Raw genomic sequence first — 25,576 nt, 5'->3', positions numbered from 1 at the left:
GTTTTGTTTTGCGCGCTCGAAAACATTAGAAGCTCGATTAGGTTTACCTTCTACTCAGTCCAAGAGCACCGCCAAATCGCCGACAAATTTGAACAGTTATTTCTGAACCAGACCACTAGAATAGGCACCTAACCATTTTTAGAGTCAGAGCCCTACTATGCCCGATCCGGTTGATGCCACAGAGGTGTCGGATTTACCGCTGGACGACCTGGTGGCCTGCCATGAGTGCGACCTGCTGATGCGCAAACCCGTGCTCGCTGTTGGCGAAAAAGCCCAGTGCCCACGTTGCGGTTACGAGCTGTACGCTCACCGACATAACGTGGTTGAGCGAAGCCTTGCCTTGGTGCTTGCCGCACTGTTGTTGTACATCCCCGCGAACTTTCTGCCGATCATGCAGCTCAATCTACTGGGTCAGTCTTCAGAGGACACCGTGTGGAGCGGCGTTGTCGGTCTCTTCGACACGGGCATGCAGGGTGTGGCCATCGTGGTGTTCCTGTGCAGCATGGGCATTCCCTTGCTCAAGTTGCTATGTCAGTTAGCCGTGCTGCTGAGCATACGGTGGAACATCGGCCGCAGTTATGGCCTGCTGCTCTATCGTATTTACCACCACTTGAGAGATTGGGGGATGCTGGAGGTCTACTTGATGGGCGTACTGGTGGCGATCGTCAAGCTCGCTGACATGGCGTCCATCACGATTGGCCTGGGCCTTGGTTGCTTTGTCAGTTTGTTGATGGTTCAGGTCCTGCTTGAGGTGGTGATGTCGCCCCACCAGATCTGGCAAGCGCTGTCAGGGGAGGATGATCATGCGGGCGATTGATGCGGGCATTCTGATTTGCACCGAATGCCATGAGTTGAATAAGCAAGAGCCAGATGTCGATGAGCAAGTGTGCAGCCGCTGTGGCGCGCTGGTTCATGCTCGCCGCCCTGATAGCCTTACGCGTACTTGGGCGTTGTTGATCACCGCCGCTTTGCTCTACATCCCTGCCAATATGCTGCCCATCATGACGGTCAACTCCTTGGGGCAGGGCGATCCCAGTACCATTATGGCCGGTGTTATCCAGCTGGTGCAGCATGGTATGTACCCGATTGCCGCAGTGGTATTCATCGCGAGTATTCTTGTGCCGACATTCAAGCTGGTGGGTATCGGTCTGTTACTGTTCTCGGTGCAGCGCCATCAACCGCTCTCGGCGCAACAACGTATCGTGATGTACCGTTTTATTGAATTCATTGGCCGCTGGTCCATGTTGGATATCTTCGTGATCGCCATCCTCGTGGCGGTCGTAAACTTTGGACGACTTGCCAGCGTCGAGGCCAACCTCGGCGCTGCGGCGTTCGCCAGTGTGGTGATCTTGACGATGCTTGCCGCTGTAACTTTCGATCCCCGACTGATTTGGGATAACACGGAGTCGGACGACGACCATGAGTGACTTGCCTAAAGCTAAAACCCGCCCTGCTTCCAACTGGTCAGCCATATGGGTGTTGCCTCTGATTGCCCTGATTATCGGCGGGTGGCTGGGGTGGCGTGCTTACTCCCAGCAGGGCATCGAAATCCAGGTGCGCTTTGAAAGCGGCGAGGGCATCCAGGTCAACAAAACCGAAGTGGTTTATAAAGGCATGCCCGTGGGCAAGGTCAAAGCCTTGGCACTTGATGACGAAGGCAACAATCGCGGGGTGATCGCCACCATCGAGATGGGTAAGGACGTCGAGCAATACCTCAAAACCAACACGCGCTTCTGGTTGGTCAAGCCCAGCGTCAGCCTCGCGGGCATCACCGGTCTGGAAACCCTGGTATCAGGCAACTACATCGCTGCCAGCCCTGGTGATGGCGAACCCACTCGCAAATTCAAGGCGCTTTCCGAAGAGCCGCCTCTGTCCGACGCCAAGCCCGGCCTGCACCTGACCGTCAAAGCCGACCGCCTCGGCTCACTCAACCGTGGCAGCCCGGTGTTCTACAAGCAGATCCAGGTGGGTCAGGTCAAAAGCTATCTGCTGTCCGAAGACCAAAGCACCGTTGAGATCAAACTCTACATCGAGCCGACTTACGCGCACCTGGTGCGCAAACACACGCGTTTTTGGAATGCCAGCGGTATCAGCATCGACGCTAACCTCTCCGGCGTCAAAGTGCGCAGCGAGTCGCTTTCCAGCATCGTAGCCGGTGGTATCGCCTTCGCCACGCCAGAAAATCGCAAAGACAGTCCGCCCACCGATCCAAGCTTGCCGTTCCGCTTGTACGAAGATTTCGACGCGGCCGCCGCCGGTATTCGTGTGAAGGTCAAGCTGGCTGACTTCGAAGGCCTGCAAGCGGGGCGCACGCCGGTCATGTACAAGGGCATCCAGGTCGGTAGCCTGAAAACTCTGAAGATCGATCCGGATCTGTCCAGCGCCAATGCGGAATTGACCCTAGACCCCTTGGCCGAAGATTACCTGGTGCAGGACACCCAGTTCTGGGTGGTGAAACCTTCCATCTCCCTTGCCGGCATCACCGGTCTGGAAGCCTTGGTCAAAGGTAACTACATTGCCATCCGCCCTGGTGACAAAGGCAGTGCCCCGCAACGTGAGTTTGTCGCGCGGGCCAAAGCGCCGCCGTTGGACCTGCGTTCTCCGGGCCTGCATATGGTGTTGTTCACCGACAACCTGGGCTCCCTGGATGTCGGCAGCCCGATCCTCTACAAGCAGGTCAAAGTCGGTTCGGTGCAGAGCTACCAATTCTCGCGCAAGAGCAAGCAACTGGTGATTGGCGTTCACATCGAGAAGGAATACGAAAACCTCGTCAACGGTTCGACGCGGTTCTGGAATGCCAGCGGCGTGACCCTGACCGGCGGCCTGACCGGCGGCATCCAAGTAAAAAGTGAGTCCCTGGCGAGCCTGATGGCCGGCGGTATCGCTTTCGAAACCCCGCAGGCAAACGTTCCGCTGAAAAAACGTATCCCTCGTTTCCGTCTGTTTGCCGACCGTGAGGCCGCCAATCAACATGGGACCCTCGTCACCATCAAGGTCGACCGCGCCGATGGCCTGCGCCCAGGAACCCCGGTGCGCTTCAAGGGGTTGGATGTGGGCAAGATCGAAAGTGTCGACCTGAGTGCCGATATGCAGTCGGTCATGCTCAGTGCGCGTATCACCCAAGTGGCCGATCGCGTTGCGCGCGTCGGCAGTCAGTTCTGGGTGGTCAAGCCTGAGTTGGGCCTGATGAAAACGTCCAACCTCGAAACCTTGGTCACCGGTCAGTACATCGAGGTGCAACCGGCGGCGAAAAATGCCGGCCCGCAGAAAAATTTCGTCGCGCTAAATCAACCGCCGGAAGTCGTGAACCAAGAAGCTGGTTTGAGACTGGTCCTGAGCGCAGCGCGTCGCGGTTCTCTCAAGGAAGGCGTGCCGGTTACCTATCGTGAAGTCACCGTGGGCAAAGTCACCGGTTACGAGCTGGGCCAGACCGCCGACCGTGTGTTGATCCATATCCTGATCGAACCCAAGTACGCGCCGTTGGTGCGCAGTGGCAGCCGTTTCTGGAACACCAGTGGGTTCGGGCTCGACTTCGGCCTGTTCAAAGGCGCAACGGTACGCACCGAGTCCCTGGAGACTCTAGTGGCGGGTGGTATTGCATTCGCCACGCCGGAGGGTGAGCGCATGGGTAACGCCGCGCGTGCCCAACAAACCTTTCCGCTGTTCGACAAGTTCGAAGATGAATGGCTGACCTGGGCGCCCAAGATTCCACTGGGCAAATAAACCGAGGCGCGGCAATCGGGGGCAAGCCCCCTCCCACATAAATCAGGATGTGGGAAGGCTTGCTCCCGACAAGAGCCTCAACATCACCACAAAAAAAGGCCGCGATCCATAAGATCGCGGCCTTTTTGCATTTCAGTGCAACCGGTCAGACTTCATCCAGCTCCGGTTCATCCGCCTGCACGTTTACCGTGGCCTTCACCACATCACGACGACGGATGTACTTCCAGTCCGCCTCGTCGATGTAGATACCATTCGGTCCGCTACCGCCTTCCAAGTCGATAGCCACCTGGGCGGAAACCTGGGGTTTCACACTCGCCAGGATCGGCACGAAGCCCAGCTGCAAACTGGTTTCCAGCAGCGCGGCCTGGTTCTTCTCATCAATATCCGCCGCTTCATCCAGGTAGTACGGCAAACGCACACGACCGGCCTGGTCGCGGTCCATCAAGTGCAGCAACAAATACATGTTGGTCAGCGCCTTGATGGTCATGGTAGTGCCGTTGGACGCCGCGCCATCGATATCGGTGTGAATCACCGGCTGGCCGTTGACCTTAGTGATTTCGAAGGCCAGCTCGAACAGATCCTTGAGGCCCAACTGGTTATGGTTGGCGGCCACCAGGCGAGCCAGGTATTCCTTGGCTTCTTCGTTCTTGTTGTCCTGCTCGGCGCTCTGGCTGAGATCGAACACCGACAGGGTTTCGCCTTCTTCGTATTGACCGGCGCTGTGGATGATCTGGTCGATATGCTTGAGCGCTTCCTTGTTCGGTGCCAGTACGATGCGGAAGCTCTGCAGGTTGGACACCTGACGCTTGTTGATCTCGCGGTTGAACAGCGCCAGTTGGTGTTCAAGGCTGTCGTAATCGCTGCGGATATTGCGCAAGGTGCGCGCGATATCAGTGACCGCCGCACGGCGTGCCTTGCCCAGGGTCAGGGCTTCATCGGTGCGGTGGGCATAAGCGTTGATCAGCAGTTGCAGGCGACGCTCGACATCATCCTCGCTGTCGAATTTGGCCACACCCTTGAGGCGCACCTGAGCGTACAGCGCTTCGATCTGGCCGTCGGCGCGCAGCAGGCCCTGCCAACTGTCCTGATAGTCATTGAGCAGCGGCAGCAGGTTGTCCATGGAATCGTCGATAGGGTCCATGAACGGCGTGCCGAACGGCAAGTCCGCAGGCAGTAATTGACGACGGCGCAACGCGTCATCCAATGTGCGCTGCTTGGCTTCCATGTCGCCGATTTGACGCCCGACCAGTTGCAGCTTGGCCGACAGTTGCTGGACTCGTTCGGTAAACGCGTCGCTGGAGCGCTTCAACTCGTCCTGGGCCGCTTCCATCTGCGCCAGGCTTTCCAGCTTCTCACCTTCTTCGGCGCTCAAGGTCTGCGCGCGACGGAAATCCTCCAAGGCTTTCTGTGCGTCCAGCACCTGCTGGTACAGCGCTTCGGTCTGGGTTTTGCTCGCGGCGCGGTCAGCCGCCACGGCTTGCTGAGTTTTGAGCTGCTTGAGTTCTTTTTCCAGGCGCTCTTTCTGGTCGCGCAACGCCGCACGATCCGCGAGGGCCTGCAATGCCGGCGGTTCGATGTGGGAAATGTCGATAGACAACCCCGGCACTTCAAAGCGCTCGCCCTTGAAGCCATCAAGGATCTGCTCCAGGGATTTAACCCACAGGCCATCCTCATCCAGCGTGATGCCATGCTCGCCCAACGGCAGGCTGAACAGCGCACTGTTGAACAGTCGCATCAGACGCTCGACATCCTGCTGTGAGAATTCTTCCCGCAGCTTGGCGTAGCTGTTGTTGTCCGCATGGTCTAGCTGCTGCTTGACCGACTTCAAGCGCTTTTCCAGGTCACGCAAGCGCTCGTCCAAGTCTTCGGCGCTGAACTGTCGCGACTGCGCCAGCGCGCCCGCGAGTTCGTCGTGAGCGTCCTTGGCCGCGAGCAATTGCTGCTCCAGCACTTTCACATCGTCCACCAACGCGAAGCGATGTTTGAGCACCGACAATTCACCCAGCCAACGCTGGATGCCGCTGATTTCCCGCTCCAGGCGCATCAGCTCTTGAGTGCCGCCGCGCTGGTCGTTCTGCAGCGCGTCCTGTTCGTTGCGGTAATGCTCGGCCTGGATGGTCAGCTCTTCCTTGCGTGCACTGGCGTAGTCCGACCAGGTGCCCAGCAGCGAATCCAACAGTGGCGACAGGCGATGCAGTTTGCCGCGCAGGATGTCGCGGTGCTTCACGCCATTGGCCAGGGCTTCGACCAGCGGCCCGGCGGCCACCAGGGAGTTGTAGTCCTGTTCCATGCGTCGTACATCGCGGAAGGCTTCTTCGCACGCGGCGATGTAATCCACACTGCCGGAACGCAGGCTGTGTTCAAACGCATCGAGGAACAGCTGCTTGAGCTTGGCCGCGGTGATTTCGCGCATGTGCAGCAGGTTGATAAACAGCGCGCGGAAGGTCTTCAGGCTCTGCTCGCTGGTGGAGCGCAGCGGGATCAATGTCAGGTCCAGCGGGATCGACGTGTGGCCGCCGACCAGCAAACGCCGCAGTTCATCCGGCTTGAGTTCGTAAGCCTTGAGGCCCTCGCGCTCAAGGTTGGTGAACAGTTCTTTCTGACGCAGGCAGGTGTCGTTTTTCTGGTAGTGGGCCAGGTCGAGCTTGCCGGCATAGGCAAAGAATTGGTGGCCGAAACCACCGCCCGGCCCGCGGCCGACCACACCGATCACATGCGGGCCGTGGGGCAGGGAGACTTCCACGAGGATGTAGCTGGTGTCGCTGGCAAAGTAGAAGCGCCGCGATTGTTCCAGGGTGTACTTGCCGAAACTCATGTCCGACATGCGCGCCAGGATCGGGAACTGCAGGGCGTTGATTGAGGCGGACTTACCCAGGTTGTTCGCGCCGTACACCGACAGCGGCTCTTCCAGCGGAAACAAGCCCAGGCTGTAACCGGCGGTGTTCAATAGGGCGAAGCGGCGGATGCCGTAGCGTTCCTTACTCATGCGTCGGTCTCCTGTTCTTCGGCAATGGCACGGGCCAGGGCGTCTTCTTCGCTCTCGTTGTCAAACTCGCTGAGGTCCAGCGGGTCATCGGTCTGCAGCAGTTTCTCATCGCTGTCTTCGTCGATGATCACCGGCGCCGGCAGAGGCAAGACGCTGTGCACACTGGCTGCCAGGTCGCGGTCCTGCTGCACCGACAGGCACACGTCGAGGAACCGGTGCATCGGCGGCAGGAAGCGGTACACGCCGTTGTCTTCGCTGGCGAATCCGAGTTGGGTCATGCGGCGCATGATTTTTTCTTCGAGTTCTTCCTGGGTCTGCACTTCGGCCTGAATAAACAGGTCGCGGTACTTTTCCAGCAGCGACGGCAGCTCGTCGCGGCCCAGGCTGCCACCGTCCAGCACAGCGATTGGGTCGCGGCCCTGGTCGGCCAGGTGCTCGACGATGATGAAGGTGAATAGCGCCAGGCGCTGCGCGGTCTTGTTGACCTGCGCGGCAGCCACGGCGGTGTCGGGCACGAAGTAGTAGAAGCCCCGAGTGTCGCAAACCAGCTCAAAGCCCAGGGCCTTGAACAACGTGCGGTACTGGTCCTGGAAGTTCGACAGTTGGGCGTACAGCTCCGGGTCGCGGCGGCTGACATGGTAACCCTTGAACAGCTCGCGGAAGATCGGCGCCAGCTGGGACAGTTCGGATAGATCAAGATGCATGAGGAATGCTCGCAGAATGCTCGGCCGCGTCAGGCGTGGCCGGGAGCAGGGCGAAGGAGCGCAGGCTGACCTGGTGCTCGTGGGTGTGATAGTCGCGACGTTCCAGGCGTTCGCGCTTGAAGCGTTTTTCGCGGGACAGGCGTGAGAACCAGTACAGCAATTCGTCGGTGGCGCCGTCCGGTTCCTGCTCCAGCAGCCAAGTCATCAAGTCCGGCATCGGCAACGCGTCTTCGCAGCGTTCGAGCATCTCTTTGACCGTGCGCGGCGCGCGTTGGGCTTCGCCCTTGTGGGACTTGTGAGCCTTGGGGAACCGCGCAGGCTTGGGCTCGAAATTCGCCAGGGCATACACATAGGCTTCGACCTGGCTCGCACTGCCCAGGAAGGTACTTTGCGGTCGGGTAAACATCGGCATTGCCGCTTGCGGCACCGCGTCCAGGCCCTTGCGTCGAATGGCCGACAAGGCCAGCGCCGCGCCACGGGTCACGGCGTTGTGCCGGCGCGCTTCTTCACGCAGCGGCAGCAGCAGTTCCCGCGCATGGCGCAAGGTCAGTTGGGCGCTGGTCTGCATTTCGAGGATGCGCGCGTGGGTACGCAGCAGCATGTCATCGTCCACCAGATGGCCGAGGCGCTGCTGTTCGGTGAGCAGGCGCAACAGCACGTTTTCCACTTTGCGCACGCCTTGTTCGAAGGCGCCGTCGGCGTTCACCAGTTGGATCATCGGTTCGACGTATTCGTCCCAGGTCGCCAAGACCTCGGCGTAACGCTGGCGCAACGGGATCTGCCGGTCACTGGTCTTGGCGCGGTCGGCCACGGCGGCCAGGGCCTGTTCGTCGTTGGCGAGTTTTTTCAGCACGTCGCGCACGCGCATGTCGAGCAAGCGCAGTTGGCGGGCCAGGTCGTGGCCGTCGCGGATGTCGAAGGCGTCCTGGATATAACCGGCCAGGCGCTCAAGGTGGCGCAGGTAGGCTTCAATCTCCAGGCACAGGCCCAGCCGGTGCTCCTTGCGAAGATAGGCCAGGAAATCGTGGATCTGCGCGTTAAGCTCGAAGCGATTCGGGCTCTTGGCCACAGGCACGAGGATGTCGAGGCGAATCCACACGTCCAACAGGCTGGTGATGTCCTGGGGCGTGCTGTCCAGTTGTTGGGCGGCCAGTTGCGCGCGCAGCTCGCCGAGGCTCAGGGTGCCTTGGTCGAAGTGTTCGCACAGTGGCTCAAGTAAGGCCCAGTGTTCGGCGAGGGCGCGCAGGACGCGCTTGGGTTCGATCATGGGAATGGCCGCTGGTTGGCGATTAAAAGTCGCGATTGTACTGCATCGGACGGGGGATTTATCCACAGCCGGTCAGTGTGCAGTGGGCGATTGTGAGCGAACAGCGGTAGAATCCCCGCTCTTTACTTATCCACAAGTGGCCGAGCTGTGCTTATCGAGTCCCGACGTCGCGCTTACTTGACCGCCATGCAGGTGGTCAATTGGCTGCCCCGTACCGAACTGCCGTTTGCCGCACCGTCGCGGCCCGAGCTGCTGCAAGCGCTTGAGCCCGACGCGGTGTTCGAGTCTTCGGGGGAGGAAGCGGCCCCGCCGGTCGCGGTGATCAAGTCTGCGCCCGAGACACGCCCAACGGTGGAGCGGGCCAAGATCGAAGTCCCGCGGCCCTCGCCAGTGGTCAAGCCGGCCGTGGTCGAAGAGGCTGCGCCGGTGGTCAAGGCGCCGGTGGTGCCGCCGCCGCGTTTTGCCCTGCAATTGCTGCGCGCCGGGCGTTGCCTGCTGCTGGTGGAACTGCCCACCGGTGAGCGCTTCCAGACCCGCGACCCGGCCTATCTATTGCTCAAGGACATGCTGCGCGCCGCCGGCCTGCCCGACAGCCCGCAGATCGTCGGCGACCCGGTGCGCTGGCCGCTGCTGACGCGCGGCACCATGGATCAAGGCCCCGAGGCTGCGCGCGACTTTGTGCAAGGCTTTGTGGCGGCGCGCCTGGAAGACGAGCCCAGCGTGTGTGTGTGGTTGATCGGCCTGCCCGCTGTGCGTTTTGCCGGTGAAGCCAACGCCGAGGCGTGGTATCGCGAGCTGCAGGTCGACAGCCTGGGCTCGGTATGGGCCCTGCCGGGCCTGGAATTATTAATGGAAGAGCCACAGCGTAAGGCTGATGTCTGGCAAGCCATGCGCCGGCTGATGGCGCGCTGGAAAACAACCGATGAGTGAGGCTTTATCCTTCCGCCCGATGACCGAGGCCGACCTCGACGCCGTGCTAAAAATCGAATATGCGGCGTTCAGTCACCCCTGGACCCGTGGGATTTTTCTCGATGGGCTGGGCAAGTACCAGATCTGGTTGATGTTCGAAGGCGAGCAGCAAGTGGGGCACGGTGTGGTGCAGATCATTCTCGACGAGGCGCATCTGCTCAATATCACGGTAAAGCCGGAAAACCAGGGCCGCGGTCTGGGCCTGGCATTGCTCGAACACCTGATGTCCCGCGCACATGCCGCGAACGCGCGGGAGTGCTTCTTGGAAGTGCGGGACAGCAACACCGCAGCGTTCCGGTTGTACGAACGCTACGGTTTCAACGAAATCGGCCGTCGCCGGGATTACTACCCGGCCGTGGGTGGCCGGGAAGATGCGGTGGTCATGGCCTGTACTCTGGTCGATTGACCACCCGAGCCAATGTGGGAGGGGTTAAGCCGCCTCCCACAGGTGAACCGCGCTAGTCAGCGTTTGCCACCTATAGGGTCGATATCCGCCAGTTCTGCCTCATCCAGTCCATTCCCACCGCCGATATCGTCCTCGTCTACAACACTTAGATCGAAATCGGCAGGGCTGTCTTCCCCGGCCTCTCGCGCATCCCGCGCGCCGTCTTCGTGGATCAGGGTTTCGGGGCTCATGTCGTCGTCGGTGGCTTCATGATCGTCGGTGGAGGCTCCGGTCATCCCGGCTTCACGCACGCGCTCGTCAGGCATCAGGTGTTCGCGCTCGCCACGGGGGATTTCGTCGCCGATTTCTGCGCTAGGAGCCTCGTCGTCGAAATCCAGCTCGCGCATCGAGCCCATGCGGTCTTCGTTGTCATCAATCGGTTCGGGCTGGGTAGCGCCGTAGGGACGTCGTGATTCAGTCATGGCCAATCCTCATACTGTGGGGCATATAGTGTGTGGACAGGCACCACGCCCGAAAGATTCAAGCTAATTGCCGCGCGGCGTGACCTGGACGAGTGGTCGTGTGTCACACAGCTGCGCATCATTCCTGAGGCTTTCCTGATGAACGAACTACAAGACCTGCTTGATAACAACGAACGCTGGGCGGATGCGATCAAACAGGAAGATCCCGAATTCTTCGCCAAGCTCGCCCGCCAGCAAACCCCGGAATACCTATGGATCGGCTGTTCCGATGCACGGGTGCCGGCCAACGAGATCGTCGGCATGTTGCCGGGCGATCTGTTTGTGCACCGCAACGTGGCCAACGTGGTGCTGCACACCGACCTCAATTGCCTGTCGGTGATCCAGTACGCGGTCGATGTGCTCAAGGTTAAACATATCCTCGTCACCGGCCACTATGGCTGCGGTGGCGTGCGGGCTTCGATGCAGGACCGCCAGTTCGGCCTGATCGATGGCTGGCTGCGCACCATTCGCGACCTTTACTACGAAAACCGTGAGCTGCTGGCTCAGTTGCCGACCGAAGAAGAGCGCGTCGACCGCTTGTGCGAGTTGAACGTGATTCAGCAGGTGGCCAACGTGGGTCACACCAGCATTGTGCAGAACGCCTGGCATCGCGGGCAGAGCCTGTCGATCCATGGTTGCATTTACGGCATCAAGGATGGCCGCTGGAAGAGTTTGAACACCACCATCAGTGGCTTCGAGCAACTGCCGCCGCAATACCGCCTGCGTCCATTGGGCGAAGCCTAAGGCCGCTTGCGTTCGCGCCATCGAGCCATGAACGCCTGCCCTTCGGCGTTCAGTGGCTCATCGCGACCGGTGATCCAACCCCGGCAGTTCAACTCGCCGCACTGGCAGGCGAATTGCCGGAACAGCACGTCTTCGGTGCTGGCGTAGTCGCGGGTCAGTGGGGCGCCGACAGGGATGTCGCGTAAGGTCCAGACTTCCAGGTAATGCAGGTCGAGAAACACATTCGGCGTGCAGGAGTGCGGGAACAGGCCGCTGAACCAGCCATCGTAAAGATGAATGCGCGACGACAGTTGCAGGGTATGCAAGCGCCGCTCACTCAAGGCGTAGCCCGATATCTTGGCGATGCAAACGCGGCTTTCGAACGGGACGCGCGCAGTGATCCGCATGGTCAGCCCATCGGCCGATGGCACGACGTCGAAGTCACGTGTGGAGGGGTAGTCGTTTCCAAGCGCGGGCTTGAACGGGTAAAGACAGTCACTTCTGGCATTTTTAGCCTTAGCCATGGCCTGAGTCTTCATAACTCTCCTTGGTCAGGCTGCATCGACCTGCGGGTGGTGGCTGACGGCCAGTCTTGCAGCAGATGGGCTCCGGGCAAGACTCTCTGATGTTGGATCCGATTTCTACTGTCAAATCTGACAGTAGAAATCAGCTGTTTTTTGTGCGTTTTACAGCGCTGGCGCCGTGATTGTGGGGGTTGGCGCCGGTTCCTTCAGCTGTTTGAGATGGGTTTTGATCGGCGGCGTGGCGCATTTTTCATTGGCTTGTTCCGGCGTCAGCTTGCGTACCGAGGTGTAGAACAGCTCACAGGTCTGCTCCTTGCGCGTGACCTGCCAGGTATTCATGCAGGCTTTGAGCAACACATTCGGGTCGCTGGCCGGTTTCTGCCCCATGCCGGCCTGCCAGCAGGCGGCACTCAAATCCTGGCCCATGACTTTCAAACCTGCCTCATCGGCCTTCTGCTCGTTGCCGTCATAGGTCGCCGGGTCGGCGGCATACCAAATGTAGCTGGGGTGGTTGGAACCCAGCACCGATACGCTTTGGCCGGCGGCCGGGCTGATCTGCGCCAGGCCCAGCACGCCCACGGTTTGCCCATATTGCTGCTTGATCCAGTTACGCACCGGTGCGCCGAACGCCACCATCGGCAGCGCTCCGTTGGGCAGCAGGCTCAGCTCCTTGACCATACGCGTCTGGTAGTCGGTGAAGTAGCTGTAGACCGCCTCCAGGTCATTACCGGCGTTGGACGGCGCGGCGATGGGGGCAATATCGATAATGGTCTGATAGGCCGGGGTCTCGGTGGCGGGGACGCCGTTATCGGTGAGCAGCGTCGACCAGCGGTCGGTAGTGGCCGACTCCAGGTAGTCCTGGGCCTGAGTCAACGAGTAGTCCGGCGGGAAGTGCAGCAACTCGATGCTCTTACGGTTTTCCAAGGCCATGCCCAGCGGCAGGAACAGGTACCAGTTATAGGCCCACTTGCCGTCGCTATTGAGCTTGCTGGCGCCCTGATACGCCAGGTCGGCGGTGTCGAGCAGGGTGGTCAACGGTTGACCATAGGTGTCCGGCACGCCGCTGAACGTCGCGGTGAGCTGGCCGTCATGGCTTTTCACGCTGACTTTGGCGCGGCTGTAACCGTCGCGTTGCAAGCTCTGGTTCAGGTAATGCTCAGCGGTCTGCTCCAGCGTCCATGGCCGAAAACAGATCACATTGCAGTTATTGGGAAACGCGAATAATTGGGTGACGCGTTGCGTGCTGCCCAAAGGTACTTGGATATCGGCCTGCACGACCGCACTGGCCATCAGTGCGGCCAGGGTCAGGGACAGCCTGGTCGATTTGAACATAATTGATTCCTTGTCAGCGAAAGCCCGTCTGCGCGGGATGAAGGCCCACTTGCACACAGTAGCGGCTGACCAGGAAAACCGCGTGCTAAATCGCCAAGGGTGTCGCTATTGGATAAGAAACTGCAGTGCGTTGCTTAGATCGCCCATCGGTGCCTGACCACGCGCAATCATGGCGTCATCGCGCTGCTTGAGGCCGGGCAGGGTCTCCAATTGGAATACCCGGGTAATCAGGCGCAGGATCGATGCGGTGTCGTATACCGTATGGTCCACGGTGCCCTTGCGCGCAAACGGCGACACCACCAGCGCCGGCACCCGACTGCCCGGCCCCCAGCGGTCGCCCTTAGGCGGCGCGACGTGGTCCCACCAGCCGCCGTTTTCATCGACGGTCACCACCACCACCATGTTTTTCCATTGGGGGCTTTCCTGCAGCACCTTCAAGACACGCGCGATATGGCGATCGCCGGAAGCCACATCGGCATAACCGGCGTGCATGTTCAGGTTGCCCTGGGGCTTGTAGAACGTCACCGCCGGCAGCTTTCCGGCTTGTGCATCGGCCAGGAACTTGTTGGTACTGGACTCATCGCCCAACCCACCATCACGAAGACGTTTGCTGCGTTCCGCCGGGTTCTGCGGCCCCTGTTGCTTGAAGTAATTGAACGGCTGATGGTGGTACTGGAAATTGGGGATCTTCGGGATACCGCCCGAGTCCTTGAACTGATCCAGCGTCGCCTGCCACGCCCCGGCGTACCAGGCCCAGTCGATATTCTTCTGCGACAGCTTGTCGCCGATGTGTTCGTGGGTCTGAGGCACCAGCACATTGGGCAGGTCCGGCTTGGAGTAATCCGAGTTTTGCGGGTCGCGTATCCAGGTCGGCCAATAGGGCGGGGCCAGGGTATTGACCGCGTAACCGTCCGGGGTCAGGGCGCTGGGGCCGAACTGCGGCGGGCCGCTCATCGCGCTGGCCGGGGAGTTGTCCAGCGGCTTGAGGCGCGTGTCGGTGGGGTCATCGCTTTGCAACGTGGCGATCTGCGATTTAGCCACCGATTGTGCGGCGTTCGGGTACACCGGCGCGGTGGCGCTGATCAGGTATTGGTGGTTGAGAAACGAACCGCCAAACGCACCCTGAAAGAAGTTGTCGCAGAGCACGAACTCTTTGGCTACATCCCACAGGCGCAGGGAATAACGGCTCTGGGCGTAATGGCCCATCACCAGCCCGCCGGCGTCGGCCCAGGCGACAAAACCGTCGTTCTTGCCACCGTTGATCTGCATCTGGTTCTGGTAAAACACATGCCATAGATCGCGGGTCACAAGGCTCAACGGCAAATCTTCGGCATTCGGGCCCTTGAGGGCGAACGGTGCGTTGGGCAGGTTTTCCTGGAATTGCACTGCGTTGGGGTAGGTAACGCCGTCCACGCTTTGCGGCCCGACCTGCAGCACACCGCCCCAGGCTGGAGGCAGGGTGGCCAACAGGCTGCCGTCGCGGTCGCGTTGCTGGTATTGAGCGGCAGACAACGCCGACAGCGGTTTCTCCACGCCGGGGAAATCCGCAAACAAATTATTGAAGCTGCGGTTTTCGGCGTAGATCACCACCACGGTTTTAACCTGGTCGCGCAGGGCTTTGTCTAGCTCCTGCGGGGTCAGTGGTCGTGTCTGGGGTGGGTTTGGCCCTTCGCCGGTGTGGCCGCAGCCGCTCAAGGTAGCGCCCGCCCCCAGTACCGCCGCGCCTCCCAGGAAGCGCCGACGGCTGGTGTCTACGGGCGGTTGAGTTACGGAATTGGTGGAAGGGCGGTCTTCGTGCTCGTCGCTCATTGCGGGGGAGTCCTGGCGAGATGTTGCAAGATGTTTCGCAGGACGGTAGCAGTGGGAGATGACGGAACCAAGACAACGGCGCGACCTGCCGGAGCTGCGAGGCCCTGTGGGAGGGGGCTTGCCCCCGATGACGGCCTGACAGCCGACTAGAATTTCGCATCAGACCGAGTACATATACCGGCTGGCACGCCTGATTGACTGCGCCCGTTGCAATAACTGGCGCAGTCCCCATTCGCCTACGGCATCACCGGCGGCAAATACGCCAGCGTGGTCCCCAGTGCCCACAACAAAAACAACACTAGCGGCGTGTGCACCAGCAATTGCACGAACGAGAAACCGATCAAATCCCTCGCTTTAAGCCCCAGCACGCCCAATAGCGGCAGCATATAGAACGGGTTGATCAAATTCGGCAGCGCTTCGGCGGCGTTGTAGATCTGCACCGACCAGCCCAGGTGGTACTGCAGATCGTTGGCCACTTGCATCACATACGGTGCCTCGATGATCCACTTGCCTCCGCCCGACGGAATAAAGAAGCCCAGCACCGCCGAGTACACCCCCATCAGCAGTGCGTAGGTGTCGTGGGAGGCAATAGAGGTGAAGAACGTTGAGATATGGTGCGCCAGGGTCTGGCCGTCGCCGCCCTTGACCACCGTCATCAGCGCGGCGATCGAACCGTACAGCGGGAATTGGATCAACACCCCGGTGGTGGTCGGCACCGCACGGGCCACGGCATCCAGGAAGCTGCGCGGGCGCCAGTGCAGCAGCGCACCGACCATGATGAACAGGAAGTTATAGGTATTGAGCCCCGAGATGGCACTGATCGCCGGCTTGGTCGAAAACTCATGGAACAGCCAACCGGCGGCCAGCAGCGCCAGCAGGATGGTCAGCAGCGGGCTGTGTTCCAGCCATTCGCCGGGGCGCGTCGGCGCCTGTGGCTTGGGCAGGTTGAAGGCCGGGTCGACTCCACAGGCCTGGGCGTCGCGGGCGCTGTTCGGGCCGGGGGCGGTGGCGTAGGCGATGATCAGCGACACCACGATCAGCGCCAGCAACAGCACACCGGACTGCCACAGGAAGATCGTCTCGGTGAAGGGGATCATCCCGGTGATCGCCAGGATCGATGGCGGCAAACTGCCTGGGTTGGCCTGCAACTGCGCGGCCGACGACGACAACCCCAGGGCCCACACGGCGCCCAGGCCCAGGTAGGCGGCCGCACCCGCCGCGCGGTAATCCATGCGCAGATCGGTACGCCGGGCCAGGGCGCGTACCAGCAACCCGCCGAACACCAGGGACAAGCCCCAGTTCAGCAGCGACGCGACCATTGAAATCAGCGCCACCCACGCCACGGCCGAGCGGCCGTTCTTGGGGATGCGCGCCAGGCGGTCAATCAGGCGCACCGCTGGCGGTGAGCTGGCGACCACATAACCGCCGATTACCACAAAGGCCATTTGCATGGTGAACGGGATCAGGCTCCAGAAACCATCGCCAAAGGCTTTGGCGGCGTCGGTCGGAGCGGCGCCCATGCCCAGGGTCGCCACGGCCACGATGATCACCGCCAGTGCGGCGAACACCCAGGAGTCCGGGAACCAGCGTTCGGCAAAGTTGGAGCAGCGCAGGGCAAATCGGGCATAGCGGCTTTCTTCGATAGCGTCGGCCACGAGTCATTCCTCTTGTCGTTATTATGGGTTTGGCAGTTTTCCGGCATATTCCGCTACGGCCATTGATATGGGAATGCGGTTATCTTCATTGATCGATGAGGAAAACAAATATATCTGCCGCGATTGCCATGATCCGGTTCAGCTCATAACCTGCACGCCATTTTGTTTGTCTGCCGAGCCATTCCATGACTGCCACCTCTGTCGCACAGGCGCAGCGCTTTTCCCGCTCCGACTACAAAACCCTAGGCCTGGCCGCCTTAGGCGGTGCTTTGGAAATCTATGACTTCATCATCTTTGTGTTTTTCGCGCTGACCCTCAGCCAACTGTTCTTCCCGCCGGAAATGCCCGAATGGCTGCGCCTGCTGCAAAGCTTCGGCATCTTTGTCACCGGTTACCTCGCGCGCCCGCTGGGCGGCATCCTGATGGCGCATTTTGCCGATCACCTGGGGCGCAAACGGGTCTTCAGCCTGAGCATCTTGATGATGGCCTTGCCTTGCCTGCTCATCGGGATCATGCCCACCTATGCCCAGATCGGTTATTTCGCACCACTGATCCTGCTGGCGCTGCGAGTGCTGCAAGGCGCGGCGGTGGGCGGTGAAGTGCCCAGTGCCTGGACCTTCGTCGCCGAGCACGCGCCGCGCAACCATCGCGGGTATGCCCTCGGTTTCCTACAGGCAGGGCTGACCTTCGGCTACTTGCTCGGCGCCCTGACCGCGACGCTACTGGCGCAAGTTTTTACAGCTGCTGAGATCCTTGACTACGCCTGGCGTTTCCCCTTCCTGCTCGGCGGCGTATTCGGAGTAATCGGCGTTTGGCTGCGCCGTTGGCTCAGTGAAACGCCAGTCTTCCTGGAGATGCAGGCGCGTCGCCAGGCCGCCGCCGAACTGCCGCTGCGCACCGTATTGCGTGACCACCGCGCGGTGCTGCTGCCGGCGATGATCCTCACCTGTGTTCTCACCTCGGCAGTGGTGGTGCTGGTGGTTATCACCCCGACTATGATGCAAAAAACCTTCGGCATGAGCCCCAGTCACACCTTCGCGTTAAGCGCGCTGGGCATCGTGTTTCTCAATATCGGTTGCGTGCTTGCCGGCCTGCTGGTGGACCGCATTGGGGCCTGGCGCGCAGTGCTGGTTTACAGCCTTTTGCTGCCGGTGGGAATTGCGCTGTTGTACGCCAGCCTCATCGCCGGCGGTGTGTGGCTTGGTGCGGCGTACGCCGTGGCGGGCTTGAGCTGTGGCGTGGTGGGCGCTGTGCCGTCGGTGATGGTTGGTCTGTTTCCGGCGCCGGTGCGGGTATCGGGGATTTCCTTTACCTACAACATCGCCTACGCGCTGTGGGCCAGCACCACCCCGCTGATGCTGATCGCATTGATGCCCACCAGCCCGTGGATTTGCGTGGGCTACTGCGTGGTGATGGGTGCGGTGGGAGTGGGCAGTGTGGCGCTGTTTGGCAAGCGCCACACCTTGATGGCCTGAGGGTCAGGTCAAGAAGTGCCAGAGCAGCAAGGTGCCGACCAGGCCGACCACGGAAACGATGGTCTGCAGCACTGACCAGACCCAGATAGTCTGCTTGAGCTGCAGCCCGAAGTACTCGCGTACCATCCAGAACCCGGCATCGTTGACGTGGCAGAAGAACACCGAGCCGGCACCGATCGCCAGGGCCACCAGTGAGCTTTGCGTCGCCGCCAGGCCCGCCATCATCGGTGCCAGGATGCCCGCGGTTGTGGTGGTGGCGACGGTGGCCGAACCCGTGGCTTGGCGCAACGCCACGGCGATCAGCCAGGCCAGCAGCAGATAGGGCATGTGTGCGCCTTCTGCAGCTTTGCTGATGGTCTGGCTAACGCCTGCGTCGAGCAGGGTTTGCTTGAGGCCGCCACCGGCACCGATGGTCAACAGCAACACCGCAATCGGAGCGAGTGCCTTGCGCAAGGTATTGCCGATCTCAGCCCGCGGCATGCCGGCGGCCCAGCCCAGGCAGATCACCGCGCCAATCACCGCCAGGCCGAGGGCGATCAGCGGTTCGCCGAGGAATTTGAGCGTCAGGCCGGCGCTGCTGTCGGCGGGCAACGCAACCTTGGCCAAGGTGCTACCGAGCATCAGAATCACCGGCAACAGGATGATCAGCAACGACACGCCAAAGCCCGGCTGGCGCGGGGCCTTGGGCGGTGCACTGAACAGCGCGCCGATGTCGGCAGGTTCATCCACATGCAGGCGCTTGGACAACCAGTTGCCATAGATCGGCCCGGCCAGCATCACCGCCGGCACCGCCAGGCAAAAGCCCTGCAACATGGTCAGGCCCAGGTCGGCGTGCAACGCGCCCACCGCTATCAACGGCCCCGGATGGGGCGGCATCAGGGCGTGCAACGTGGTCATACCCGCCAGCGCCGGGATGGCGATTTTCAGCAAAGGCTGGTTTGAACGTTTGGCCATGACAAAGATGATCGGCACCATCATCACCAAGCCCACTTCGAAGAACAGTGGCAAGCCGATCACCATCGCTACCAAGGCCATGACCCACGGTAATGACTTGCCCTTACCCAGCCCCAATAGCGTGGTGGCGATACGGTCGGCCGCGCCGGACTCGGCCATCAGTGCACCGAGCATCGAGCCCAGGGCGATGATAATTCCAGCCTCCCCAAGGATCGCCCCGGCGCCTTTACTGAAGGCTTTAGCCACCTCTTCCGGCGGCAGGCCGGCGCCGACCCCAGCGATAAAGGTGCCGATCAAAATCGATAGGAACGGCGGTAACTTGGTCGCGCTGATCAGCACGATGATGCTGGCGATAGCCAGTAAGACGCAAAACATAAGGCGAGTGTCGTGAACCATCCACGCAGCAGTCGATAACTCCAAAACGGAACTCCTTATCGAACAGGTTGGGGAATTGTTTCTTTTTGTTTCCTGCGTGCAAAAGCATACCTGATCGCCCGATGGCGCCACAGGAAGCTGCGCTGGATCAACGATGTTTCATCTTTCCAATATTTAGGGTTCTACTTGCTTCGTTAGGGCTTCAGAAAACCCCGGCAGCGCCGATGCAGCTCAGATCTATTTCCCTAATCGCCATCGGTGAACCATGTTCAACACCCGTTTGAAGCAAGAGCTAGCAGCTCTTCGCGAAGAGTTGTCCAGCTTGAATCAGGTCAAGGAGAGCCTCGAAAGCGAAATGCTGTGTTTGACTCTGGATGCCGAGGGCCGGGTGGAATGGGCCAATACCAATTTTCTGCAGGAGTTGGCTTACCAGGCGAGCGCGATTCTGGGACGCCCGATTGAAGAGTTGGTACCGGCTCACGTACGTCAGGACTCGTTCCAACTGCGCTTCAAGAATGCGCTGACACGCGGTGAGCATTTCGCCGGCACCGTGCGCCTGATGCGCGGCAATGGCAAGGAAGCGTGGCTGCGCTCGATTGTGCAGCCTGTGCGCGACGCAAGCGGGCGGATCAAGCGCTTTTCGATCTTCTCCAGCGACCTCACCCGCACCATCGAAGCCTCGCGCGAGCATGAAAACCTGATCGGCGCGCTGGTGCGTTCCACGGCCGTGATCGAATTCGACCTGGGCGGGCATGTGCTCACCGCCAATGACCGCTTCCTCAATGGCATGGGTTACACCCTGGCGCAGATCCAGGGCAAGCATCACCGGATGTTTTGTGAACCACAGGAATACAACAGCGAGGCCTACGCGCAGTTCTGGCAGCGTCTGAACGCCGGTGAGTTCGTCGCGGCGCGCTTCAAACGAGTGGATAGCCATGGCCGCGCGGTGTGGCTGGAAGCCACCTACAACCCCGTGCTCGACGCTAACGATCGGCTGTACAAAGTGGTTAAGTTCGCCACGGTGATCACCGATCAGGTCACCCGCGAACAGGCGGTATCCGACGCCGCCAATATTGCCTACAGCACCTCCGTGCAAACCGACAACAGTGCACAGCGCGGCACCGCAGTGGTGACTCAGGCGGTGGGTGTGATGCGCGACCTGGCCCAGCATATGCAACAGGCCGGAGAGGGCATCGAGGCGCTGAACGCTCAGTCCCAAGTGATCGGCAGTATCGTCAAGACCATCAGCGGTATCGCCGAGCAGACCAACTTGTTGGCACTCAACGCGGCGATTGAAGCGGCGCGCGCCGGAGAGCAGGGCCGGGGCTTCGCGGTGGTGGCCGATGAGGTACGCCAGTTGGCTTCACGCACCAGTAAAGCCACCGAGGAAATCGTCGGCGTGGTGCGCCAGAACCAGGACATGGCGCGCGATGCGGTCAGCTTGATGACCGATGGTCGACTGCAAGCCGAGCAAGGTCTGGCCCTGGCGGCGGAAGCGGGCACGGTGATTGTGGAGATCCAGGATGGCGCGCAGAAAGTGGTCAGCGCTGTAGGACAATTCGCCAATCAACTGTCGAGCTGACCCTTGGAGCTTGTGCTTGAGGTATCGTAGGTTTTTTCGCTTGAAGAGCCGACCTGCATGAGCCCTGAACACTGCCGTCCTGTCCCCCTGCCCAAGGCATACCGCTTGCTCAATCACGGCCCAACCGTGCTGGTGAGCGCCGCCCATGACGGCCAGCGCACCATCATGGCGGCCGCCTGGGCCATGCCGCTGGATTTCGAACCGCCGAAAGTCGCGGTGGTGTTGGACAAAGCCACCTGGACCCGCCAACTGCTGGAAGGCGCCGGCACCTTCGCAGTGCAGGTGCCGTGTGCGGCCCAGGCCGACCTGGTGCAAACCGTCGGCACGACCAGCGGCCGTGACCTCGACAAGTTCGCCGCCTATGACCTGCGCACCTTCACAGGTGAACACACCGACGCTCCGTTGCTGGAGGGTTGCGTGGCATGGCTGGAGTGCCGCCTGCTCCCCGAGCCGCATAACCAGCAGACCTATGACCTGTTCCTCGGTGAAGTGGTGGCCGCCTATGCCGATGAGCGCGTGTTCAGTGACGGCCACTGGCACTTCGATGGGCATGACGAGCTGCGCACTCTGCACCATGTGGCGGGCGGGCATTTCCTGACCATCGGCCAGCCGATCGATGGGCGCCTGTTGTAAACCTGACCAGCGCGTTCAACGTCCCAGCATCTTTACCCAGCGCGACGGCGGCATGCCGTAGGTGCTGCGAAATTGCCGGGTCATATGGCTCTGGTCGGTGAAGCCGGCGGTCAGCGCAGCGTCCACCAGGGGTTGGCCTTGGGCCAGCAAGCTGCGCACCAAGTCCAACCTGCGCATGGTCAGGTAACGGTAGGGGCTGGTGCCGAACAGCAGGCGAAAATCCCGCGACAACGCCCAGCGGTCGCGTCCGGCGTGTTCGGCCATTTCTTCCAATGTGATGTTGCGTCCCAGGGCGCTGTGAATAAATTCCCGCGCCCGCTCGGCAGCCACGTAGTCGAAGGTCTTGCGGCTGACGATTGCCCCCGCCGCAGCGCTCAGGGCCTGGGCCAGGTCGAACAGTGCATCCTGTTCCTGCAACGGGTCGACCGGGTATTCCAGGTTTTGCAGCAGCACGTCGCTGGCGCGGAACAGCCGCGGGTCGGTGGACACACCGCCAGGCACAAACGGCAATGGCTTGCCGCCGAGAATCTGCTGGATCAGCGCCGGCTCGACATAAATCATGCGGTACTTGAAGCCTTCCTCGCTGCCGGCGCGGCCGTCGTGGACCTCGTCTGGATGAATCACCATGGTCGTACCCGGAAGGCCATGGATCATGCCGCCGCGGTAATGAAAACTCTGCACGCCCAGCAACGTACGCCCGATGGCGTAGGTGTCATGGCGATGCGGGTCGAAGGCGAAGCCGGCGAAGTACGCTTCGATACGGTCCAGGCCGCTGGCGTGCGGCGCACGGTGGAGCCAGTCGAGCGTGGAGGTCGGGTTACCCATGGTGACTTGTCACAAAAAAGAGGTGGAAACACGTTAACCCAGTGTGGGCGTGCTGTCTGCTGGGGTCTTGTACGATTGTGCAGACAGCGCCTACAGCACGTTTGGCAATCGCTGAGCGCCCATGGTAAGAAGCCTTACGTTCAACACTGAGGTCGGGTCATGGGTAAGGTGCGGGTAGGTATTATTTTTGGCGGCCGCTCGGCTGAGCATGAAGTGTCGTTGCAGTCGGCCCGCAACATCGTGGATGCCCTCGACCGTACGCGCTTCGAACCGATCCTGATCGGCATCGACAAGGCCGGTCACTGGCACCTCAACGACACCTCGAACTTCCTGCTCAATCAGGAAAACCCGGCCTTGATCGCCCTCAACCAATCCAATCGCGAACTGGCGGTGGTGCCCGGTAAAGCCAATCGCCAAGTGGTGGAAACCTCCGGCCAGGGCGTGCTGGAACATATTGACGTGATCTTCCCCATCGTCCACGGCACCCTGGGTGAGGATGGTTGCCTGCAAGGTTTGTTGCGCATGGCCGATCTGCCGTTTGTCGGCTCGGATGTGCTGGGTTCGGCGATCTGCATGGACAAGGACATCAGCAAGCGCCTGCTGCGTGACGCCGGAATTGCCGTCACACCGTTTATAACGCTCACCCGTGGCAATGCGGCGCGCACCTCGTATGAAAAGGCGGTGAAGACGCTGGGCTTGCCGCTGTTCGTCAAACCGGCCAATCAGGGCTCCTCGGTGGGCGTAAGCAAAGTCAGCAGCGAAGCCGAGTACCGTGCCGCCGTCGAACTGGCGCTGGGTTTCGATGAGAAGGTGTTGGTGGAGTCCGCCGTTCAAGGCCGTGAAATCGAATGCGCGGTATTGGGCAACGACAACCCCATCGCCAGCGGTTGCGGCGAGATCGTGGTGAGCAATGGGTTCTATTCCTACGACAGCAAATACATCGACGAACAGGCCGCTCAGGTGGTGGTGCCGGCCGCGATCAGCCATGACGCCAGCGAACGCATTCGCCAGTTGGCAGTGCAGGCGTTTGAAGTGCTGGGCTGCTCGGGGCTGGCGCGGGTCGATGTGTTTCTCACCGACAAGGGCGATGTGGTGATCAACGAAATCAACTCACTGCCCGGCTTCACCCGCATCAGCATGTACCACAAGTTGTGGCAGGCCACGGGGATGAGCTACAGCGAGCTGATCACCCGCCTGATCGAACTGGCGATGGAGCGGCATGCGGCGCGCAAGGGGCTGAAGATCAGCCGCTGAGTAAGCCTGTTGCAGTGAGCGGGCTTGCCCCTTCCAGTCAGTCGCCCAGCGCTTGGCCTTCGCGCCGAGGATCGGCGCCGCCGTTGAGCAAGACCTTGCCTTGCGCGTCTCGCGTGCGAACGATGGCCTGTACGCCGCTGGTCATCTCGATCTCGCTCAGCGTGTGGCCCTTGTCTTTCAGCGCTTGCTTGAGCGTCGGGCTGAACAGGCCGGCCTCCAGTTCGGTCGCGCCATTGCGACTGCCGAAATTGGGCAGGTTGATGGCGGCCTGCGGATCGAGTTTCCAGTCGAGCATGGCCACCAGCGACTTGCTCACGTATTCGATGATTTGCGAGCCGCCGGGAGAACCCACGGTGGCCAGCAGCTCCCCGCTCTGGCGGTCGAACACCAAGGTCGGCGCCATGGACGAGCGCGGCCGTTTGCCGGGTTGCACGCGGTTGGCCACAGGCTGGCCATTCTCCTCGGGGATAAATGAGAAGTCAGTCATCTGATTGTTGAGCAAAAAGCCCTGGACCATCAGGTGGGATCCAAACGCGGCTTCCACGGTGGTGGTCATCGACACCGCACCGCCCAGGTCATCCACGGCCACCACTTGCGAGGTGGAGATGCGCAGGGGCGAACGATCCGGCGCATACGCCACCTTCAGGCCGGCCGGTTGACCGGGCTTGGCTACACCCATGCTGCGCTCGCCGATCAACGTGGCGCGCTGGGCCAGGTAGTCCGGGGCGATCAGGCCGGCGACAGGAACCGGTGTGAAGTCGGTATCGGCCACATACAGGGCGCGATCGGCAAACGCCAGGCGCCCGGCTTCGGCGAGCAGATGCACGGCCTCGGGCGTCGGTTCCAGCCCGGCGGGCGACGGGCTCTTGAGCGGCATCATCGATGCGATGGCCCAGCGTGGGTCACGGGCTTCCAATGCCTGCAAGGTGCCCAGGATCTGCGCCACGGCAATCCCGCCGGAGGACGGCGGCGGCATGCCGCACACCCGCCATTGTTTGTAATCGCTGCACAGTGGTGCGCGCTCTTTGGCGACGTAGCGTTGCAAGTCGGCCTGAGACAGGCTGCCTGCGTTGCGATGGCCCTGGACCTTGCGCACGATTTCATCGGCGATCGGGCCGGTGTAGAGCGCGTCCGGCCCTTCCTTGGCGATGCGCTTGAACACCTGGGCCAGCGCCGGGTTTTGCAGCAAGGTACCGGTGGCTTTGGGGCTGCCGTCGGCGTTTAGAAAGTACGCCGCCATGTCTGGCGATTGGGCGATATACGGGTCGGCGGCAATCAGGCTGTGCAAGCGGGGTGAGATCGCGAAGCCTTGTTCCGCCAGACGGATCGCCGGCTCGAACAGTTTGGCCCACTGCAAGTGGCCGGTCTTTTTGTGCGCCATTTCCAGTGCGCGTAAAACCCCCGGCGTACCGACCGAGCGTCCGCCGATCTGCGCGTCGGGAAACGCCATCGGTTTGCCGTCGGCGTTGAGGAACAGTTGACCCGTCGCCCCGGCCGGTGCGGTCTCGCGGCCGTCGTACGCGTGCACCGTTTGGCCATCCCACAGCATGATGAATGCGCCGCCACCGATGCCCGAGGACTGCGGCTCCACCAAGGTCAACACCGCCTGCATCGCAATCGCGGCGTCAATCGCCGAGCCGCCTTGGCGCAACATCTCGCGTCCGGCTTGCGCGGCCAGCGGGTTGGCGGCGGCAGCCATATGGCGTTCGGCGTGACGGGTAGTCAGGTCGGTGCGATAACCCGAGCCCAGCTCCGGCGCCGGTGGTTGTTCGTTGACCGAGGTATGGCAGGCCGTCAGGGCCAGGGTTGCGGCGATGACCGTCAGTTGACGGCGAGAAATCGAAAACACGCGCTGAACTCCGTTCATGGTGAGCAAGATC

At 61.2% G+C, this 25,576-nt stretch carries 21 protein-coding genes and 1 pseudogene; 11 read left to right on the top strand and 11 right to left on the bottom strand.

Annotation, left to right across the window (positions count from 1 at the left end; genetic code table 11):
* Positions 1–157 precede the first annotated feature (157 nt).
* From K1567_RS12820 to K1567_RS12810, 3 genes are read left to right on the top strand one after another with little or no spacing between them, the layout of a single operon-like run.
* Complete coding sequence (locus tag K1567_RS12820) at positions 158–817, top strand: paraquat-inducible protein A (protein ID WP_034111645.1); 660 nt, start codon at positions 158–160, stop codon at positions 815–817.
* Entirely contained in the window at positions 804–1,427 is a 624-nt protein-coding gene (locus K1567_RS12815) for a paraquat-inducible protein A (protein WP_034095740.1), read from the top strand. The genes K1567_RS12820 and K1567_RS12815 overlap by 14 nt, the downstream gene beginning before the upstream one ends.
* Positions 1,420–3,723 (top strand): PqiB family protein, encoded by a 2,304-nt coding sequence (locus K1567_RS12810; RefSeq protein ID WP_034095741.1) that lies wholly within the window; start codon positions 1,420–1,422, stop codon positions 3,721–3,723. The genes K1567_RS12815 and K1567_RS12810 overlap by 8 nt, the downstream gene beginning before the upstream one ends.
* A 145-nt stretch (positions 3,724–3,868) precedes the next feature.
* Here the strand turns inward: K1567_RS12810 and mksF are convergent, their stop codons facing one another.
* From mksF to mksB, 3 genes are read right to left on the bottom strand one after another with little or no spacing between them, the layout of a single operon-like run.
* The gene (mksF, locus tag K1567_RS12805) at positions 3,869–6,709 is read right to left on the bottom strand and encodes an Mks condensin complex protein MksF (RefSeq protein WP_034095742.1); all 2,841 of its coding nucleotides are present in this window, start codon (positions 6,707–6,709) and stop codon (positions 3,869–3,871) included.
* Positions 6,706–7,413: an Mks condensin complex protein MksE gene (gene mksE, locus K1567_RS12800; protein WP_034095743.1), complete on the bottom strand. Its 708-nt coding sequence runs from the start codon at positions 7,411–7,413 to the stop codon at positions 6,706–6,708. Before mksE ends, mksF begins: the two co-directional genes overlap by 4 nt.
* Complete coding sequence (mksB, locus tag K1567_RS12795; RefSeq protein ID WP_099313235.1) at positions 7,403–8,680, bottom strand: Mks condensin complex protein MksB; 1,278 nt, start codon at positions 8,678–8,680, stop codon at positions 7,403–7,405. The genes mksE and mksB overlap by 11 nt, the downstream gene beginning before the upstream one ends.
* 186 nt (positions 8,681–8,866) lie before the next feature.
* On the opposite strand from mksB, the gene K1567_RS12790 reads away from it, so the two are divergent.
* Positions 8,867–9,610, top strand: coding sequence for a hypothetical protein (locus tag K1567_RS12790; RefSeq protein ID WP_052202160.1), 744 nt, complete (start codon positions 8,867–8,869; stop codon positions 9,608–9,610).
* Positions 9,603–10,055 (top strand): ribosomal protein S18-alanine N-acetyltransferase, encoded by a 453-nt coding sequence (gene rimI / locus K1567_RS12785; RefSeq protein WP_034095746.1) that lies wholly within the window; start codon positions 9,603–9,605, stop codon positions 10,053–10,055. The genes K1567_RS12790 and rimI overlap by 8 nt, the downstream gene beginning before the upstream one ends.
* A gap of 56 nt (positions 10,056–10,111) precedes the next feature.
* Here rimI and K1567_RS12780 read toward each other — a convergent pair whose 3' ends face one another.
* The gene (locus tag K1567_RS12780; RefSeq protein WP_034095747.1) at positions 10,112–10,516 is read right to left on the bottom strand and encodes a hypothetical protein; all 405 of its coding nucleotides are present in this window, start codon (positions 10,514–10,516) and stop codon (positions 10,112–10,114) included.
* A gap of 138 nt (positions 10,517–10,654) precedes the next feature.
* Between K1567_RS12780 and can the strand changes: the two genes are divergently transcribed.
* Positions 10,655–11,299, top strand: a complete 645-nt coding sequence (gene can, locus K1567_RS12775) for a carbonate dehydratase (protein ID WP_034111649.1) — start codon at positions 10,655–10,657, stop codon at positions 11,297–11,299.
* Here the strand turns inward: can and K1567_RS12770 are convergent.
* From K1567_RS12770 to K1567_RS12755, 4 genes are all read right to left on the bottom strand, one after another.
* Entirely contained in the window at positions 11,296–11,817 is a 522-nt protein-coding gene (locus tag K1567_RS12770) for an SET domain-containing protein (RefSeq protein WP_034095749.1), read from the bottom strand. The two genes, can and K1567_RS12770, sit on opposite strands and share 4 nt — an antisense overlap.
* Before the next feature lie 147 nt (positions 11,818–11,964).
* Entirely contained in the window at positions 11,965–13,134 is a 1,170-nt protein-coding gene (locus tag K1567_RS12765; RefSeq protein ID WP_220698547.1) for a hypothetical protein, read from the bottom strand.
* Positions 13,135–13,239: 105 nt separating this feature from the next.
* Positions 13,240–14,943 carry an acid phosphatase gene (locus tag K1567_RS12760; RefSeq protein ID WP_220698546.1) on the bottom strand — a complete coding sequence of 568 codons (1,704 nt, stop codon included), beginning with the start codon at positions 14,941–14,943 and terminating at the stop codon, positions 13,240–13,242.
* A gap of 236 nt (positions 14,944–15,179) precedes the next feature.
* Entirely contained in the window at positions 15,180–16,598 is a 1,419-nt protein-coding gene (locus tag K1567_RS12755; protein ID WP_034095752.1) for a short-chain fatty acid transporter, read from the bottom strand.
* A 185-nt stretch (positions 16,599–16,783) separates the two neighbouring features.
* Here K1567_RS12755 and K1567_RS12750 point away from each other — a divergent pair, with 185 nt between their 5' ends.
* Positions 16,784–18,073, top strand: coding sequence for an MFS transporter (locus tag K1567_RS12750; RefSeq protein ID WP_034095753.1), 1,290 nt, complete (start codon positions 16,784–16,786; stop codon positions 18,071–18,073).
* Positions 18,074–18,076: 3 nt separating this feature from the next.
* Here K1567_RS12750 and K1567_RS12745 read toward each other — a convergent pair whose 3' ends face one another.
* The gene (locus K1567_RS12745) at positions 18,077–19,447 is read right to left on the bottom strand and encodes a gluconate:H+ symporter (RefSeq protein WP_220698545.1); all 1,371 of its coding nucleotides are present in this window, start codon (positions 19,445–19,447) and stop codon (positions 18,077–18,079) included.
* Positions 19,448–19,667: 220 nt separating this feature from the next.
* Here K1567_RS12745 and K1567_RS27985 point away from each other — a divergent pair.
* The 3 genes and pseudogenes from K1567_RS27985 to K1567_RS12735 form a co-directional block, all read left to right on the top strand.
* Positions 19,668–20,444, top strand: a pseudogene (locus K1567_RS27985) (PAS domain-containing protein); the annotation flags it as partial.
* Positions 20,424–20,984 carry a methyl-accepting chemotaxis protein gene (locus K1567_RS27980; RefSeq protein WP_371263984.1) on the top strand — a complete coding sequence of 187 codons (561 nt, stop codon included), beginning with the start codon at positions 20,424–20,426 and terminating at the stop codon, positions 20,982–20,984. The pseudogene K1567_RS27985 and the gene K1567_RS27980, both read left to right, overlap by 21 nt.
* 57 nt (positions 20,985–21,041) lie before the next feature.
* The gene (locus tag K1567_RS12735; protein ID WP_034111656.1) at positions 21,042–21,617 is read left to right on the top strand and encodes a flavin reductase family protein; all 576 of its coding nucleotides are present in this window, start codon (positions 21,042–21,044) and stop codon (positions 21,615–21,617) included.
* A gap of 15 nt (positions 21,618–21,632) precedes the next feature.
* Here the strand turns inward: K1567_RS12735 and K1567_RS12730 are convergent, their stop codons facing one another.
* Positions 21,633–22,442, bottom strand: a complete 810-nt coding sequence (locus tag K1567_RS12730) for an AraC family transcriptional regulator (protein ID WP_034095757.1) — start codon at positions 22,440–22,442, stop codon at positions 21,633–21,635.
* Between the two features lie 159 nt (positions 22,443–22,601).
* On the opposite strand from K1567_RS12730, the gene ddlA reads away from it, so the two are divergent.
* On the top strand, positions 22,602–23,696 hold the full coding sequence (ddlA, locus tag K1567_RS12725; protein WP_220698544.1) for a D-alanine--D-alanine ligase: 1,095 nt from the start codon (positions 22,602–22,604) through the stop codon (positions 23,694–23,696).
* A gap of 37 nt (positions 23,697–23,733) precedes the next feature.
* Here ddlA and ggt read toward each other — a convergent pair whose 3' ends face one another.
* Positions 23,734–25,563: a gamma-glutamyltransferase gene (gene ggt / locus K1567_RS12720; RefSeq protein WP_220698543.1), complete on the bottom strand. Its 1,830-nt coding sequence runs from the start codon at positions 25,561–25,563 to the stop codon at positions 23,734–23,736.
* Positions 25,564–25,576: the final 13 nt, after the last annotated feature.

The organism is Pseudomonas sp. S5F11 (genome assembly GCF_019641515.1).
Classification (GTDB): domain Bacteria; phylum Pseudomonadota; class Gammaproteobacteria; order Pseudomonadales; family Pseudomonadaceae; genus Aquipseudomonas; species Aquipseudomonas rhodesiae.
This window is presented reverse-complemented; position numbering and strand designations above follow the sequence as displayed.

Coding starts and splice junctions, on each gene's coding strand:
- K1567_RS12820 (WP_034111645.1), top strand. CDS start 158: ATGCCCGATCCGGTTGATGCCACAGAGGTGTCGGATTTACCGCTGGAC.
- K1567_RS12790 (WP_052202160.1), top strand. CDS start 8,867: ATGCAGGTGGTCAATTGGCTGCCCCGTACCGAACTGCCGTTTGCCGCA.
- K1567_RS12810 (WP_034095741.1), top strand. CDS start 1,420: ATGAGTGACTTGCCTAAAGCTAAAACCCGCCCTGCTTCCAACTGGTCA.
- rimI (WP_034095746.1), top strand. CDS start 9,603: ATGAGTGAGGCTTTATCCTTCCGCCCGATGACCGAGGCCGACCTCGAC.
- K1567_RS12765 (WP_220698547.1), bottom strand. CDS start 13,134: ATGTTCAAATCGACCAGGCTGTCCCTGACCCTGGCCGCACTGATGGCC.
- ggt (WP_220698543.1), bottom strand. CDS start 25,563: ATGAACGGAGTTCAGCGCGTGTTTTCGATTTCTCGCCGTCAACTGACG.
- K1567_RS12730 (WP_034095757.1), bottom strand. CDS start 22,442: ATGGGTAACCCGACCTCCACGCTCGACTGGCTCCACCGTGCGCCGCAC.
- mksB (WP_099313235.1), bottom strand. CDS start 8,680: ATGATCGAACCCAAGCGCGTCCTGCGCGCCCTCGCCGAACACTGGGCC.
- mksE (WP_034095743.1), bottom strand. CDS start 7,413: ATGCATCTTGATCTATCCGAACTGTCCCAGCTGGCGCCGATCTTCCGC.
- K1567_RS12735 (WP_034111656.1), top strand. CDS start 21,042: ATGAGCCCTGAACACTGCCGTCCTGTCCCCCTGCCCAAGGCATACCGC.
- can (WP_034111649.1), top strand. CDS start 10,655: ATGAACGAACTACAAGACCTGCTTGATAACAACGAACGCTGGGCGGAT.
- mksF (WP_034095742.1), bottom strand. CDS start 6,709: ATGAGTAAGGAACGCTACGGCATCCGCCGCTTCGCCCTATTGAACACC.
- K1567_RS12780 (WP_034095747.1), bottom strand. CDS start 10,516: ATGACTGAATCACGACGTCCCTACGGCGCTACCCAGCCCGAACCGATT.
- K1567_RS12760 (WP_220698546.1), bottom strand. CDS start 14,943: ATGAGCGACGAGCACGAAGACCGCCCTTCCACCAATTCCGTAACTCAA.
- K1567_RS12770 (WP_034095749.1), bottom strand. CDS start 11,817: ATGAAGACTCAGGCCATGGCTAAGGCTAAAAATGCCAGAAGTGACTGT.
- K1567_RS12815 (WP_034095740.1), top strand. CDS start 804: ATGCGGGCGATTGATGCGGGCATTCTGATTTGCACCGAATGCCATGAG.
- K1567_RS12750 (WP_034095753.1), top strand. CDS start 16,784: ATGACTGCCACCTCTGTCGCACAGGCGCAGCGCTTTTCCCGCTCCGAC.
- ddlA (WP_220698544.1), top strand. CDS start 22,602: ATGGGTAAGGTGCGGGTAGGTATTATTTTTGGCGGCCGCTCGGCTGAG.